Genomic DNA, 15,948 nt, shown 5'->3' on the forward strand with positions numbered 1-15,948 from the left:
CCGTGCGCGTACGCCGCGCCCGCGCGCGCCCTGACAGACTTCCGCCATGGGGACCGCTTTCGTACTTCTGGTGGGGATCAACGACTACTCGGCCTTGTCGCCGGCCGCCGGCCCGACGCTGGGTTCGCTGAACGGCTGCGTGAATGACATCCGGGCGGCGCGGGGCTGGCTGGAGGGGCGGCTCGCCGGGCCGCCGCCGCGGATCCTCGAACTGACCGACGGCGAGGCGACGGTGGCCGCCGTCACCGACGCCCTCCGTACGCATCTGGGCCAGGCGGGCCCCGGGGACACCGCGCTGTTCTGGTACGCGGGCCACGGCACCGAGTTCCCCGCCACCGAGCGCGCCCACCTGTACGTCGAGCCGACCGGCTACTGCCAGGCCCTGGTCTGCGCCGACGGCATCCTGATCGACAAGGATCTCGGCGCGCTCCTCGACGGTGTCGCCTCCGGCGGCGCGCACACTGTCGCCGTCCTCGACTCCTGCTTCTCCGGCGGCGCCACCCGGCTGAGCGGCGACCTCGTCAAACGCTCGCTGCCGCACGACCCGTCATGGCCGGCGTACGGGGACCCGGGCCCCCGGGCGGATGGCCCCCGGGCCCGCGAGGTCCCGGTGCCCGCCGAGGGGGCGCGGCATGTGCTGCTGGCGGCGTGCCGCGTCAACCAGGCGTCGTACGAGGACGGGCACGGCGCGGGACGGCACGGGCTGTTCACCCGCGCCCTGCTCGGCGCCCTGCGCGACATGGGGCCCGGTGCGACCTACCGGCAGGTGCTGGCCGCGGCCGGCTCGCGGGTGCAGTCCGCGACCGAGCACCAGAACCCCGTGCTGTACCCGGCCGACCCCGGGGGCATCGCCGACCGGGCGGTCCTCGGCGGCGCGGCGGACCGTCCGCTCAGCCCGCATCTGCTGCTGCACGGCCCGGACGGCTGGCAGGTCGACTGCGGCAGCACGCATGGTCTGTCGAGCGGTCCGGAAGGGACGAAGGACGACAGCGGTACGGAGTTCGGCGTCGTCGAAGCGGATCGCGAGGGAGACGTCGTACGCGTACGGGCCGTCGAGCCCCTGCGCGCGCTGGTCACCCCGGTGGGATGGACCCCGGATCCGGTGCGGATCTATCCCGTCGCGGTGTCGGCGTTGGCCCTGCCGCCCACCTCGGTCGTGGTCGAGGGCGGCGACCGCGCGCTGCTCGACGCCATCGACGCGGCACCGCTGCTGCGCCTCGCGGACGGTGACCTCAAGGGCAACGGCCCAGGTCATGGCCAGGTCTTCAAGGTCGTCGTCCGGGACGACGGACGGGCCCGTGTCCTGCGCCGGGACGGGACCGAGGCGACCGCCCCGCTCCCCGCCCACCGGGTGCCGGACTGTCTGGTCCATCTCACCCGCTGGCACCAGCTGAGGGATCTCGCCAACCCGGCGTCGCCGCTCGCCTCGCTGGTGGACGTCGACGTGTCCGTCTGGAACGGCGAGCGGATTCTGCCGGACGGCCACGGCGAGATCCGCTGCGCGTACGCCGACGGGCGCGAGCCGCTGGTCTCCGTACGGATCCACAACCGCTCGCACGACCGGGCGCTCTGGTGCGTGCTCCTCGATCTCACCGACAGCTACGCCAGCCACTCGGGGCTCTTCCCCGGCCACTTCATCGGTCCTGGGCGCACCGGGTACGCCCTGGGCAACGCCCCCGTACAGCTCTCCCTGCCCGAGTCCCGCAAGGCCGAGCCCGGCGCGTTCGTCCGCGACTGGCTCAAACTGATCGTGGCCGAGGGCGAGTTCAGCACCGTTCCGTTCCGTCTCGCGCCATGGAGCGCGGACGCTCCGCCCGCCGCCCGTGGCACCGATGAGGACCACGTCCTGCGCTTCACCCGCCCTCCGCACGCGGGCCGCGACGCGGGACCCGGGCCGGGCGGCGGCGGTGGTGCGCCCGGCCAGTGGCACGCCCTCACGATCCCCCTGCGGACCGTGGTACCGGAGTGATGGCTTCTCGGGGCCCCGACCCCGGGCGGGGAGTCAGCGCCCGAGGTGCGTGAAGCCGGCCCACGCGGTGAGGTCGTCCGGGGCCACGGCCCCGGCGCGCACCGCCAGCGCGTCGGGCATGGCGGACGGGAGTACGCGCGCGGGGTCGAGCATCCACAACTGGGCGCGGCGCAGGGCGGCACCGGGGGACAGGTCCTCGGCGCGCAGGTAGTGGTGGGTCATGAACATGAGCAGTGAGGTCGCGTCGTCCGGCACCGGCCAGAGCGAGCCCACGACCGACCGGGCCCCGGCCACGAGGAAGGCGGTGGCCAGGCTGTACGCCTCGTTGTGGCCGCGCCCCGAGACATGGCTGCGGCAGGCCGCCAGCACGACGAGTTCCAGCTCGCCCCGCCCGGCGCCCGCGGCGGCCTCGGTCAGCTCCTCGGCGGCCAGCTCGCCTCCGTACAGGGAGAGATACGCGCTGTGCCGCCGGTTCGCCGCGACCGTTCCGTGGCAGGCCAGATGGAGGACGCCGCCGGTGTTCGCGGGGTCGCGCAGCCAGGCCGTCACCTCGTCCGGGGTGGCCAGCCCGCGCCCGAGGAAGCGCCCGGCCGGGTAGAAGGCGTGCCGTACCGCGTCGGCCTCCTCGCCCGCGTACCGCAGGTCGCCGGTCGGGTTGCCGACGACCAGAGCGGCGCCCCTGTGCGGGACCGCGGGCCGCCCCGCGACCTCGCAGAACAGCCGCGCGGACGCCGCGTACGAGATGCCGGCCGCCTCGACCGCGTAACGCCGGCCGCCCGCCGCGAGGGATTCCCAGGCGGCGTGCCAGGGGACCACGCCCAGCGCGCCCATGGGGACGAGGACGAAAGTGGGCGGGGGCTCGCCGGGCGCCTCGCCGACGCCCAGCCCTTCGAGGAGCGGCTTCATCGCGGCGTACCACGCCCAGCCGCACAGCCGGTCGAGCTGCTTGCGCGGGGTCCGCGCGGCCGTGGTGTGTGCGTCGCCGCCGTACGGGGCGCCGCCGTCCGGCACCGGGCCCATGTCACGGGCGGCCAGGGGCGTCGGGTCGTAGGCGCGCAGGGGCGCCGCGTCCTCGCGGAGCAGGGGCAGCGGGAGCGAGCCCACCCGCCCGGTCGCGGTGACGACGACCGCCGCGCCGGGGCGCGTCTCGTAGCCGGGGACGAGGTAGACCAGATAGTCGGCGCGTACGGCGGTGAGCGCCTCGCCGATCCGGGCGGGCGACGGCGGTTCGAGGAGCAGGTCCTGCGGCTGTCCCGTCTCGTCGGGACCGGTGAGTACGGCCAGCACGCGCCGGCGCAGCTCGCTGGGGACGGCGGCTTGCGCCGCGTCGGCCGACGGGCCGGAAGGACCGGTCTCCGGCAGCGGGCCGGTACCCGCCCCCGGCAGCACGTCCGTGCCGCCCGCCGCCCGCCACTCGTCCGCCAGGTCCCGGCGCCCGGCGGCGGCCAGCCGCTCGGGGACGGATCTGGAGGTGGTTGCCGTATGCAGGACCAGCCCGCGACAGGAGTCCAGCGCCTGGACCGCCTCGTCGGGGACGTTGTCCTCCAGGCACCACGAGGCCACTTCGAGGGCCGCCTGCGTGGCGTTCGCCGCGACCTCGGCGGCGTGCGAGGTGCCGGACTGCAGCAGCGCGGCCCAGGTCCAGCCGCGCAGCGCCTTGAGTCCGGTGCGGCGGCCGGTGCGCCGGTCGTCCCGGCCGGGGGCGGCGCGCAGCCGGTACGCACGGCCGAGGGTGAGCCCCAGCGCCCCGTACAGCCGGTGCTCGGGTCCACCGGTCCGGGCCGCCGCGCGCTCCAGCCAGTCGATGCCGCTGTCGAGATCACGGCGGTCGCGCCCGGCGTGGGCGAGCCCGCAGAGGGAGGTGCCGACGACGTTCGCGTACCGCAGCCAGTCGTCGCTGCCCTCGTCGACGAGGGCGAGCGCCTCCTCCACCAGCGCGAGGGACTCCCGTACGCCCTGTGCGTCGCCCCGCGCGCCCGCGCGCACGCTGCGCGCGATGCCGTTGTCGCCGAGCACCCAGGCGTGGTGGTCGCGCGGCAGCTTGGCGGCCAGCCGCCGCAGTTCGGCCGTACTGGGCCGACCGGGCGACGGAGGAACCGGCGGTGCGCCGAGCCGGTCCGCGAGCTGGTCGCGCTGCGAGTGGACGTTCTCCAGCAGCGTCCACACCTCGATGCGCGAGGGATCCTCGGGGTCCATCTCCGCGTGGAGCGCCGCCAGCTTGGCGCGCCCCCGGTCCACGCCGGCCAGATCGCCGCTCAGCGCGGCCCGGTTCGCCGCGAACCCCGCCTGCTGGCCGTCCATGACGCGGCGCATGTACGGGGTGATGGAGGGGCTGTCCCTCAGCCGTTCCCAGGCGGCCCAGGCGGTGTCCAGGTCGTCCACGGCGCCGCGAAGCTGGCCGCGCTGGTTCGTGGCGAACGAGCGCAGGAGGCTGAAGCTGTCGTCGAGATCGCGCTGGGTGTCGCCCGGCCCGGACGCGTTCCCGGCGCCCGCTTCACCGGACGCGCCGCCGGCCTCCCGGGACTCGCTCAAGGAAGTGCGGGCCCGGTCGAGGTCGGCGATGGCCTCGTCCAGTCCCGTGCCCGCGCCGGCCAGCTCGTCATGGAGCCTGACGTACCCGGCGGCCCCGTGCACCGTGCTCTGCCAGCCGGCGTTCTCCGGTCTCCTCGCTCGGGCGGCCTCGATGAGGGCGGTCTTCTGCTCCTCGGTGATGTGGTTGCTGTGCGGATCGAGCATCGGCACCACGCTGAGGAGATAGCCGGCGAAGACCCCGTACTCATCGCTCTCCGGATCCCGGGATCGCCACTGCTCATAGAGCTGATCGAACGTACGGCTGAGCCGGTCGGTGCTTGCCACGTCGTTGGCCATGGCGCCGTACGCGTCGTCGTCGAAGTCGAGGAAGCTCCGGCCGTGGGAGAAGTCCGCCATCATCTCCCGCACCGCCTCCCGGCCCTCGTCGAGCACCCCGTCGGGGTCGTCCGCCGGCCCGGACGGGGTGTGGGGCGCCGCCTGGGTCCGCACCCAGGCGAGCATCAGCTTCGCCATGCGCCGCAGCCCCGGGTCCGCCTCCGCCTCTTCGATCGCGAGGACGCGCCGCGCGCAGTCCTCGATGTCCGCCAGCCGGGCCGGGACCTGGTCGTCCTGGTAGCGCGCCTGTTGCAGGGACGCGAGCAGCATCGCACCGGGCACCGGGTCGCCGTCCCGCGCGGGCCGCCACTCCCGTACGGCCCGTCTGAGCAGGGGAATGGCCCGGTCGCGGGCGGTGTCGTCGTCCTGTTCGGCGGCGTGGTCGTAGAGCAGCCGGCCGAACGCGTCCGCGAAGACCGGCGAGAGCCGCTCCTCGGCGCCCGGTTCGGCGAGCAGGGCGTGCAGTTCGGCGACGGCGGGTGCCAGCTGCTCCCGCTCGTGCCAGTTGAAGCGCAGTACGGCGCGGACGAAGACGCTTCTGGCCCGCGCCTGCCAGGCCCACCAGGGCTCTTCAGCGTCCGTCGCACCCTGTTGCTGCCGACGCCGCTCCCGTGCCTCGGCGAGCGCGCGGACGAACTCGTTCCGGGCCTCCCGCAGTAGCTCACGGTCGGCGGCTGCCCGGCCGCCCATCAGCAGGCTGGTCGCGAGCCCGTACCGGAGCAGCGGGACGTCGGCGCCGGGCGCGGCCTCGGCGAGGGCGGTCCGGAAGTGCTCCACCGAGGCGCCGAAGTCGCCCTGCTCGAAGGTGAGGTCGCCCAGACACCCGTGCAGCTCGGTGGCCTCCTCGGAACCGGCTGCCTGGTCGCCCAGCGCGTCCTGCTGCCGGCGCACGGCCGCGGCGAGGAGGTCCGCGCGGCCGGGGTCGTCCTGCGCGGCGCCGCGGTACCGGGCGGCGGAGGTACGGGCCAGCAGGAGGCGGGCCAGTGGTGCGTTCCCGGCGGCGAACGGTGAGGTGTCGGGCAGCCCGGCGAGGCCTGCGGTCAGCTCTTCCTCCGCCCGGTCGAGGAGCGCGGGGGCGGGCTGCTGGTCGTACTGGCACAGCAGCACCTGGCCGTACAGCACCCGCCAGGCGTACCAGATCTCCTCGCCGTCCTCGCCGTCCTCGTCCCGTGCCGCGCGTGCCGCGCGTGCCGAGAACGCGCGCGGCAGCGCGTCGGCGGCCCGGCCCAGATCGTCCTCCCGGCCCTGCCGCAGATGCAGATGGAAGCTCCACTCCCCGGCCCAGCCCCACATGTAGGGGAGTTCGGGGTCGTCGCCCGCTGCCCGGGCCGCCGACGCGAGCAATTCGTCGCGGGAGGCGCGCAGTTCGTCGTCGGACAACTGAGAGACGTCAGGAAACTCGTCCTCGGACAAGAAGGTGCTCCTACGGTGCGATCTGCGCGAGATACGGCGCGAGTACGGAGTTGAGCCAGCGTTCGCCCTCGGGCGTCGCGAAGTCGACGGGCGGCTCGTCCGTCTCCTCGACGATCTCCGTGAGGCCCCGGTCCAGGCATCGGTCCTGGAAGAGGATCACCGCGTGCGCGGCGGGCTCGCGCTTCGACGGCCAGACGAAACCCTGGGCCCAGGGGGCGGTCCGGCCCCGGATCCAGTGCCCCCAGTGCCGGGTGTACGCGTACTCGCCGGGCTCGGACTGGACCAGCCACGCGTCCTGCGCGACGGAGGCGAGATCCGCCCCGGACACCAGCGACACCACGTCCACATCGGCGGTCAGCCGCAGGAACGACAGCCGCTTGCCCCGTACGGAAGCGCGCGGCAGCAGCCGGACCCCGCCGCCCGGGGTGAACGGGACGGACCGCAGCAGCGACTCGCAGACGGCGGCGGGCGCGGTACGCCCGGCGTAGAGAAAGGGGTAGTCGTCGCAGCGCGTCGCGTCGAACCGGCCCCCGTCGTAGAGGCAGTCGGACGGTACGGGGTTGAACGCGGTGCCCGGACGCTTGGACGCGTGGACCCGGAAGAGCGGTGTACCGGCGGGCAGCGGCACCTTCGTGGGCGTGCCCGGGAGCGCGGCGGGCGGACGGCTGTTCGGCACGGAGTTACTCCCCCTCCACCAAGTAGCGTGCGGTACCGGCGAGTTGGCCGTCCTGGCCGCTGCCGAGCAGTTCCGCGGGGGCGACACCGAGGTAGCCGTTCGCCGACAGCCACCAGTCGGCGGCGCCCCAGGGATCGCGCGCGGCGTCCAGCAGCCCGTTCACCGTGACGACGACCGGCCAGGGGGTGGCCGCGTCGCTGAACTGGAAGGACGGGATCCGGTCCACGCCCCGCGCGCCGGACTCACCGCGCAGCCGGATCAGCCCGGGGGTGCGCCCGTGCGCCTCGGCGGCCCAGTCGTCCAGCATCGGATACGAGAGAAGGCGCTCCCGTACGGGGCCGAGCAGCGGGCCGACCATGGGGTTGTCGTCCAGCAGGAGGAAGGCGAGGTCGGCGGCGGTGAACCCGGCGTACGTCTCCTCCGCCGGCGTTCCGTCCTCCAGGGTCCCGGCGAGGCGTCCCGAGTGGGTGGCGACGAGCCGTTCGGCCTCGGCGGGAGGCAGCAGGGCGAGGACGAAGCGCGCGGTCTCGCCGGCCGCCTCCGTACGGCCGGGGGCATGGCGCTCCATGGACCGCAGCGAACGCAGCGCGGACGACAGCCCGTTCGGGCCCCCTGCCGCGTCTCCGGCGCCGGCCGTACCGTCCGTGCCCTCCACACCCATGCGCAGGTAGGGGCCGAGCCGGCCCCAGTCGGCGGCCACCGCCGCCAGCACTCGATACGGATTCACCCGCGCCCCTCCCCGTGGTGAGCGCCCCGCTCGACCACATCCGTTCCCGGGGCGTCTGCGGCATGCCCGAAAGGATCGCACTGCCGGGCACGCCGCTTCAACCGCATCCCCCACCCCATTGAACCGCCGCCGCTGGTCGCTTCCCGGTCGCGAACGGGGCGACTGCTGGGGCGGGGTGGGGCGCACGCATCGGCCGTGCGCCCCACGGGGAAAAGGTTGTACGAAAAGGCTGTGAAGATCGAACTTTTTTCCCGCTCCGTCTTGTGGTGAGATAGCGCGCTCGCGCATTCTTCTGCGCCGCGTACAAGAGGGGGAGGTACGGCGTGACGTCGCGTCGGATCTGGATCACGGCCGGCATCACAGCCGTCGGTGTCTCGGGGGTACTCGTCTTCCAGGGCATGTCCGGGGGGCTCGGGTTTCCCGGGTCCTCGGACGCGTCCGGGGACGGCAAGCGGTCGGCCCCGCCGCGTACGGACGTACGGGCGGCGGAGCTGCGGACCCAGGACGACGGCCGTGGCGCCGCGCTTCCGCGGCGGGACACCGACCGGTTCAGCATGCTGGGTGTCACCTGGAGCGATCCGAAGGCACGGGTGTCCGGCAAGGTCGAGGCACGTACCCGCGCCGTGGGGTCCGGGACGTGGTCGCGCTGGCTGGTGCTCGACGGTGACAGCGGCCAGGGCGAGAGCGCGGCCGAGCGCGGCGGGACCGAGCCCGCGTGGGTGGGGCCCTCCGACGGTGTCGAGGTACGGGTCACCAGTGGCGGGAACACCTCGGCACGGCTGCCCGCCGGCCTCAGCCTGGCCATGATCGACACGGGCAGTGGCAGCGACGGCGGTGACGGCGGCAAGGACCTGGCGATGGCGCCCGCGGCCTTCGCCGCCGACGATCCCGTCACCCCGGCACCGGGCGAGCCCTCGGACGCTCCCGTTCCGAGCGACGGCCCGAGCACCGCTCCCACGGACGGTACGGACCCCTCGGTCCCGCCCGCGCCGAGCGAGAGCCCGAGCGACGCCCCCTCGACCCCGCCGCCCTCCTCGGAGCCGCCGGGCACCACACAGCCCTCGACGCCTCCGGCGTCGTCCCCCGCGCCGACCCCGACGGCCAGCATCCCCACCGCGCCGCCGTCGACCGCGCCGCGCCCGCCGATCACCTCACGGGCCGGCTGGGGAGCCGACGAGTCGATCAGTCCCGAGGAGCCCGGCTATCTGCCGGACGGCCGGATCAAGGCGGTCGTGGTGCACCACACCGCCGAGAGCAACACCTACACCTGCGCCCAGGCCCCGGCCGTGGTGCGCGGCGTGTACACGTACCACGTGAAGGAGTTGGGCTGGAAGGACATCGGCTACAACTTCCTGGTCGACAAGTGCGGCACGGTCTACGAGGGCCGCAAGGGCGGCGTCGACCGGCCCGTGATGGGCGCGCACGCCTACGGCTTCAACTCCGAGACGACCGGCATCTCCGTCCTCGGCACGTACACCGACGCCGCGCCGTCGCAGGCCGCCATGGTCTCGGTCGCCCGGATCGCCGCCTGGAAGCTCGGCCAGTACGGGGTGAACCCGGCCGGCACCGCCACGCTCACCGCCGGTGACAGCGGGCGCAACTACTTCGGCAAGACCTGGGCCAAGGGCGCGCAGATGTCCTTCCCGGCCATCCACGGACACCGCGACGGCTACAACACGCAGTGCCCCGGCGATGCCTTCTACGGCAAGCTCGCCACCATCCGGTCCTGGGCGGCGGGGCCCGCCACAGCGCCGGCCGTCACGTCCGTCACCGGCGCGGGCCTCGTTGGATCGACGTACTACACCAAGGCCGCCGTCACCGTGAACTGGTCGACGACCACGCCTTCGGAGCTGATCACCAAGAACGAGCTGCTGGTCGACGGCAAGGTGGCCGCGAGCGTCTCCGGTGCCACGACCTCGGGCAAGGTCACGCTCGCGGTCGGCACCCACAAGGTCTCCGTCCGCGCCGTCCATCAGTCCGGCAAGACCGCCACCAGCGCCGCGGCGACGGTCGTCGCGGAGACCACCGCCCCGGCCTTCACCACGAAGCCCGCGCTCGCCCTGCGCGCCGGCGTGGTCAACACCACCGCCGTTCCGCTGACCCTGAGCTGGAAGGCGGCCGACAGCGCGGCGCTCAAGGAAGTCCGGCTGACGGCCCCGGTCGCCAAGACGTACGGGCCGACCACCACGAGCGCGGCGCACACCGCCAAGTCGGGCGCGGCGACGACCTGGTCGATGACCGCGTACGACCAGGCGGGCAACACCGCCGCCGCGTCGGTGGCCGGTACGCCGATGATCGTCCAGGAGAGCTCGGCGACCAAGACCGGCTCCTGGACCACCAAGTCGTCCACCAATTACCTGGGCGGCAAGTCCTACACCAGCTCGGCCAAGAACGCCTCGCTCAGCTGGACCTTCACCGGCCGCTCGGTGGCCTGGGTCGTCTCCCGCGCGTCGACCTCCGGACAGGCGTACGTCTACCTCGACGGCACGAAGGTGGCGACCGTCGACCTCAAGTCGTCCACCACCAAGTACCGGGACGCGATCTTCACCAAGACCTGGGCGTCCAGCGCCAAGCACACGATCAAGATCGTCGTGGTCGGCACCAGCGGCCGTCCGGCCCTCACGACCGACGGCATCGTCTACCTCAAGTAACAGGTAACAAGCGACACCTGGCATCACCCAGCATCCCGGCCGGCGCCGTTCGCCGGCCGGGATGCTTGTTTTCTCCGCGCCTCTTTTCTCCGCGCCTCTTTTCTCGGCGTCCGGTGAAACATTTCCGCCGGTCCACCGCGTCAGTGGAGTGAAGGGCGGGGCGGGGAGCAGGGCGCCACGGGGACACGGGGGATCGGGGGGCCATGAGGCGCACGGGGTGGATGGGACGTACGGGCGGTGAGCGGGCACGGACCTCCCGGGCCGATGGCTTCAGGGAGTTCGCGGCCGGCCGTACGAACCAGCTCTTCCGCTCCGCCTCTCTGCTGACCGGCGGCGACACCCATCTCGCCGAGGATCTGGTGCAGGAGACGCTCGGCCGGATGTACGCGCTGTGGGGGCGCGTCGACCGGATCGACAACCCGGCCGGGTACGCGCAGACCGTCCTTGTCCGTACCTTCCTCACGCATCGGCGGCGCCGCTCTGCGACCGAACGGCCCCTCGGGGAACTCCCCGAGCCGGCCCCGGCCTCCGGCTACGACCCCGACCTGCGGATCGCGCTGCTCGACGCGCTCGGGCGGCTGTCGGCCAAGGACCGCGCGGTGGTGGTGCTGCGGTACTGGGAGGACCGCAGCGTCGAGGAGACCGCCGACGCCATGCATGTCAGCTCCGCCGCCGTACGCACCAGATCGGTGCGTGCGCTCGCGAAGCTACGGGAGCAACTGGGCGGGCAGTTCGCCGAGTTCGCCGACCGCTGAGCGCCCGCCCCACGGGGCTCGGCTCTGATTCTGTCCTGATTCTTTCCGGTACATGAGCAAGGAGTGGGGTCGACCATGCCCTCTGAACAGCCATTCGAAGCGCCCTTCGAGGACGGACTCGGTGAGGCGCTGCGTCGCACCGGCGAGACGTTCGCGCCCACGGACCGGGCCGCCCTGGTGGACGCCGGGCTGACCCGGGGCCGCCGCCGGGTGGCCCGGCGGCGCGCGGCGACGGTGACGGGCAGCGTGCTCGCGCTGGCCGCCGTGGGGATCGGCGGCGCGTACGGCGGCGGACTGCTGGGCGGGGGACAGGGCGGCGGGCACGGTGAGACATCCGTGGCCGCGCCGGACCCCACACCCACCGGCCCGGCACCGACCGCCGACGCGGACCTCATCGCGATTCTCACCCGGCTGCTGCCCGGCGGAGAGCTGAAGAATCCGTCGACGAACACGTCCGACACCCCGGGCTACCGGAGCGTGCGCGGAGTCTTCGACGACGGGAAGGGCGACGCCGAGATCTCGGTCGGCCTCACCCGCGCCGACGGCACCGACGCGAACCAGCAGGTGACCTGCCCCGACAAGGTCTTCAACGCCTACGACGACTGCGCGGAGACCGAACTGGCCGACGGCTCCCGGCTCATGGTCTTCCAGGGGTACGAGTACCCGGACCGCCGCGAGGACACCAAGAACTGGCGCGCCGTCCTGCTCACCTCCGACGGCTTCCTGGTCGACGCGAGCGAGTACAACGCCCCGGCCGAGAAGGGAGCCGAGATCTCCCGCGCCGATCCGCCACTGAATCCCGCGCAGTTGAAGGCGCTGGTCACCTCGGACGAGTGGCGCGCGCCACTGAACGAGCTGCCCACGCGACCGTCCCCGCGGCCGCCTGCCGGCGGCGCACCCGAGACCTCGGCCGACCCGGACGGTGTGAACACCCGAAAGACGCTGGTCTCACTCCTCCCCGCCGGGCTGAAGGTGACCGACGAGGGCGGCCAGGAGGGATTCGGGTATCTGGTGGTGGACGACGGCAAGGGCCTGAGCTATGTCCAGGTCAATGTGCAGCCCGGTATGTCGGATGACGCGGGGGCTCTGTTCCCCGGCGCGACCACCCTGCCGGACGGCACGCTGCTCAAGACCACGAAGAAGGCGGGCGAGAAGGGGGTCGGCGGCATCAAGATGTGGACCGCCGACACCCTCAGGCCCGACGGGCTGCGCGTCGTCATCTCCGCCTTCAACGCGGCCGACCAGGTCACCCCGGCCACCCGCGGAAACCCCGCGCTCACCATGAAGCAGCTCACCGCGATCGCCACCAGCCAGAAGTGGCTGACGCGGCACTAGCCCGAAGTCCGCGCCCCGACGCGCCCTTACTTCGCGTCGGAGTACCGCTCCACCGTCGCCGTCGTGAACGGAAACCGCACCGGCGTCTCCCCGAAGGCGATCCGCCCGGCCAGCTCCCCGGCCGCGCGGATCGCCTCGGCCACTTCCCCGGCCTCCTTCTCCGGGCAGTGCACGATCACCTCGTCGTGCTGGAAGAAGACCAGCTCCGCCCGCATCCCGGCGGTCGCCCGCCGCAGCGCGGCCAGCATCAGCAGGGCCCAGTCGGCCGCGCTGCCCTGGACGACGAAGTTACGGGTGAACCGCCCGCGCGCCCGGCCGTTCGACGACGCGTAGCCCGGGGTGAACTCGCCGCCGGACGAGGCTGATCCGTCCCCGTCCGTCCCCGGCGCCGGGGATATCTCCTGCGGGATCCCGGCCTCGTCGTCGTCCTCCTCGGTCCCGGCCGCCCGCGGACTCGTCCGCCCCAGCCAGGTCCGTACGAGCCTGCCCTCCTCGCCCGCCCGCGCCGCGTCGTCCACATACGCCACGGCCAGCGGGAACCTCCGGCGCAGCGCCGCCAGGTTCTTCAGCCCGTCGCCGGACGTCTGGCCGTAGATCGCCCCCAGCAGCGCGAGCTTCGCGTGGGCGCGGTCGCCCGAGAACGCCCGGGCGGAGAGGGCCGTATAGAGATCGCCGTCATGCCCGGCCACCTCCATCAGCCCCGGGTCACGGGAGATCGCGGCCAGCACCCGCGGCTCCATCTGGTCGGCGTCCGCCACCACCAGCCGCCAGCCCTCGTCGGCGACGACCGCCCGCCGGATGACCTTGGGGATCTGCAGCGCCCCGCCGCCATTGGTCGTCCACCGGCCCGAGACCGTACCGCCCGGCAGATACTCGGGCCTGAACCGGCCGTCCCGTACCCAGTCCTGGAGCCAGCTCCAGCCGTGCGCCGTCCAGATCCGGTACAGCTTCTTGTACTCGATCAGCGGCTCCACCGCCGGATGGTCGATCTCCGCCAGCTCCCAGCGCCGGGTGGACTTCAGCTTGATACCGGCCTGCCCGAAGGCCCGCACCACATCCGCCGGCAGATCCGGCCGGACCCGCCGCCCGAACGCCGCCGACACCTCGTCCGCCAGCTCGGCCAGCCGCCGGGGCTCGCCCCCGCCCGCGTACCGCTCGCCGAGCAGATCCCCCAGCACCTCACGGTGCACATCCGCGCGCCAGGGCAGCCCCGCGCGGTGCATCTCCGCGGCCACCAGCATCCCCGCCGACTCGGACGCGGTGAGCAGCCGCATCCGTCCGGGGTGCTCGGCGGCCATGTGCCGTCGCTGCTGCTCCGCGTACACATCGAGCAGCCCCTCGAACGGCACCTCCGCGCCCGCGTGCGGCTCGAACAGCGAGGACTGCGACCCCGGCTCCGCCGACCGGGGCGGCGGGTCGGGCGGCACCGGCCCGTTCCGCAGTCTGGCCCAGGCGGCCGCCGCCGACCGGGGCTCCCCGAGCCGCCCCTCGTGGCCGAGCAGCAGCAGCTCGGCGGCCTCGATGTCGTAGCACCGCTCGACCCGCACCCCTGCCGCGAGCAGCCGCGGATACACCTCGGCCGTGGAGCGCCACACCCAGCGTCCGACCTCCGGCAGCCGTGTCCTGACCGCCGCGACGAGATCGGGCTCCCGCGCCACGGGCCCGGCCGGGCGGCCGTCCGCGCCCAGCGGAACGAGCAGCGCGCCGCCGCCCTCCGCCGGGGCCAGAGCCCATCGTTCGGTCATACCGCCGAGTCTCGCAGGAGGGTCTGACAACGACGGGCGGATCCGCCCGGCAGGCGAGCCGGGCCCGACGACGGGAGGATCGACTCCGGAGCCAGGACCGGGAACGGGACCGGGATCGGGACCGGGAACGAAGCCAGGAGCTGAGTCCCGGCCGTCGGGAGCCCGCCCCACCGTCATCACCGTATGGAGGCTGAGATGCAAGCGATCGTTTTCGAGGAGTTCGGCGGCCCGGACGTCCTGCACGTCAAGGAGGTCGCCGAGCCGCACGCGGGCCCCGGAGAGATCCGGGTGGCCGTGAAGGCGGCGGGCGTCAACCCGATGGACTACAAGATCCGCCACGGATGGATGGAACAGGCCTTCGCCACCCCGCTGCCCGCCGTGCCCGGTCTGGAGATCGCCGGGGTCGTGGACGAGATCGGCGCCGGGGTTACGGACGTCGCGGTCGGCGATGACGTGCTGGGGTGGTCCGCCACCGGTGCCTACGCGCAGTACGCCCTGGCCGAGACGGCCGTCCCCAAACCCGCCTCGCTGGGGTGGGCCGAGGCCGCGGCGATCCCGGTCGCGGGGGAGACCGCCGCGCGGGTGCTCGACGAACTGGCGCTGCGCGACGGCGAGACCCTGCTGCTGCACGGGGCGGCGGGAACGGTCGGGTCGGTGGCCGCCCAGCTCGCGACGGCCCGCGGCGCGATCGTGATCGGCACGGCGTCGCCGGCCAACCATGAGTACGTGCGCTCGCTGGGCGCCATCCCCGTGACCTACGGCGACGGGCTGGTCGAACGCGTCCGCTCGGTCGCGCCGCAGGGCGTGGACGCGGTCTTCGACGCGGCGGGCAAGGGAGCGCTCCCCGACTCGATCGAGCTGCGGGGCGGGACGACCGACCGGATCGTCACCATCGCCGACCCGGCCGCCGCCGAACTCGGCGTGGCCTTCTCGTCCGGCGGCACGGCGCCCGAGCGGAAGCGCGCGGGCCTCGCGGAGAACGCCCGCCTGGCGGCGGAGGGCGCGCTGCGGCTGCGGATCGCGCGTACGTTCCCGCTCGCGGAAGCCGCACAGGCGCAACAGACGAGCGAGGACGGTCATGCGAACGGGAAGCTCGTCATCACGCCCTGAACATCCCGAACACCCTGAACACCCTGAACACCCCGAAACATCACGTCCGGAACGGCGGGACACGCGCCGATCGGCCGGAACAGCCGGTACGGCCTCGTATGGGTGATGTGGCATGGCGGCACTCCTCTCGGGCAACATAGGTTGCTTTCGGTGACCTACTGATGTCCGAGAGTAACGATGCTCACTGACAGTGGACTTGCGCACGACGTCTACGACCAGGGCCCGCCCTGGCTGCCCCTCACGAGGATCCCGCTCCCGCACAGGCCGGAGGCGGCTCCCAAGGCCCGCCGTCACGCCCGTGATGTCCTCGCGCTGCGCCGGGTGGACAGTGAACTGATCGCCACCGTCGAGCTCGCGGTCAGTGAACTCGTCACCAACGCGGTACGGCACGGCATCTGCCTCTGCGGCTGCACCCGCGGCCCGGTTTCCCTCACCCTGCTGCGGACAGGGGGCCGCCTCCGGGTCGAGGTCGCCGATCCGTCCCGTACGCCCCCGAGGTGGCCCACGGGGATCGAGTCGGTCGACGCGGAGGCGGAGGAGGGCCGGGGGCTGCTGCTGGTCACGGCCCTGGCGGCGGACTGGGGCGACCAGGCGGGCGCCACGCGGGGAAAGGTGGTGTGGTGCGAGTTCGCCCCCGCCGCCCCGGCCCCTCGCGCCCCC

Annotated in this window: 10 protein-coding genes; 6 read left to right on the forward strand and 4 right to left on the reverse strand. The window is 73.6% G+C overall.

Annotated features, from left to right (window positions below; genetic code table 11):
- Nucleotides 1-46: 46 nt before the first annotated feature.
- On the forward strand, nucleotides 47-1,969 hold the full coding sequence (locus IF11_RS0121535) for a caspase family protein (protein ID WP_030353304.1): 1,923 nt from the start codon (nucleotides 47-49) through the stop codon (nucleotides 1,967-1,969).
- 33 nt (nucleotides 1,970-2,002) lie between these two features.
- Here IF11_RS0121535 and IF11_RS0121540 read toward each other — a convergent pair whose 3' ends face one another.
- The 3 genes from IF11_RS0121540 to IF11_RS0121550 are packed head-to-tail and all read right to left on the reverse strand — an operon-like array spanning nucleotide 2,003 to nucleotide 7,692.
- Nucleotides 2,003-6,289, reverse strand: a complete 4,287-nt coding sequence (locus IF11_RS0121540) for a CHAT domain-containing protein (RefSeq protein WP_240627907.1) — start codon at nucleotides 6,287-6,289, stop codon at nucleotides 2,003-2,005.
- Nucleotides 6,290-6,299: 10 nt separating this feature from the next.
- Entirely contained in the window at nucleotides 6,300-6,965 is a 666-nt protein-coding gene (locus IF11_RS0121545; protein ID WP_030353306.1) for an RES family NAD+ phosphorylase, read from the reverse strand.
- 4 nt (nucleotides 6,966-6,969) lie between these two features.
- Nucleotides 6,970-7,692: a hypothetical protein gene (locus IF11_RS0121550; RefSeq protein WP_030353307.1), complete on the reverse strand. Its 723-nt coding sequence runs from the start codon at nucleotides 7,690-7,692 to the stop codon at nucleotides 6,970-6,972.
- 398 nt (nucleotides 7,693-8,090) lie between these two features.
- Here IF11_RS0121550 and IF11_RS0121555 point away from each other — a divergent pair, with 398 nt between their 5' ends.
- The 3 genes from IF11_RS0121555 (at nucleotide 8,091) to IF11_RS0121565 (ending at nucleotide 12,433) form a co-directional block, all read left to right on the forward strand.
- Nucleotides 8,091-10,343, forward strand: coding sequence for a peptidoglycan recognition protein family protein (locus tag IF11_RS0121555; protein ID WP_037728238.1), 2,253 nt, complete (start codon nucleotides 8,091-8,093; stop codon nucleotides 10,341-10,343).
- Between the two features lie 203 nt (nucleotides 10,344-10,546).
- Nucleotides 10,547-11,098 (forward strand): SigE family RNA polymerase sigma factor, encoded by a 552-nt coding sequence (locus IF11_RS0121560; protein WP_240627909.1) that lies wholly within the window; start codon nucleotides 10,547-10,549, stop codon nucleotides 11,096-11,098.
- Between the two features lie 75 nt (nucleotides 11,099-11,173).
- The gene (locus IF11_RS0121565) at nucleotides 11,174-12,433 is read left to right on the forward strand and encodes a hypothetical protein (RefSeq protein WP_030353310.1); all 1,260 of its coding nucleotides are present in this window, start codon (nucleotides 11,174-11,176) and stop codon (nucleotides 12,431-12,433) included.
- A gap of 26 nt (nucleotides 12,434-12,459) precedes the next feature.
- Here IF11_RS0121565 and IF11_RS0121570 read toward each other — a convergent pair whose 3' ends face one another.
- Nucleotides 12,460-14,178, reverse strand: coding sequence for a bifunctional 3'-5' exonuclease/DNA polymerase (locus IF11_RS0121570; RefSeq protein ID WP_030353311.1), 1,719 nt, complete (start codon nucleotides 14,176-14,178; stop codon nucleotides 12,460-12,462).
- 195 nt (nucleotides 14,179-14,373) lie between these two features.
- Between IF11_RS0121570 and IF11_RS0121575 the strand changes: the two genes are divergently transcribed.
- Complete coding sequence (locus IF11_RS0121575; protein ID WP_030353312.1) at nucleotides 14,374-15,288, forward strand: NADP-dependent oxidoreductase; 915 nt, start codon at nucleotides 14,374-14,376, stop codon at nucleotides 15,286-15,288.
- A 177-nt stretch (nucleotides 15,289-15,465) separates the two neighbouring features.
- Nucleotides 15,466-15,948, forward strand: a 483-nt coding sequence (locus IF11_RS0121580; protein WP_051746113.1) for an ATP-binding protein, incomplete at its 3' end; no start/stop codon positions are given.

The sequence above is a fragment of the Streptomyces scopuliridis RB72 genome, from assembly GCF_000718095.1.
Lineage (GTDB): Bacteria > Actinomycetota > Actinomycetes > Streptomycetales > Streptomycetaceae > Streptomyces > Streptomyces scopuliridis.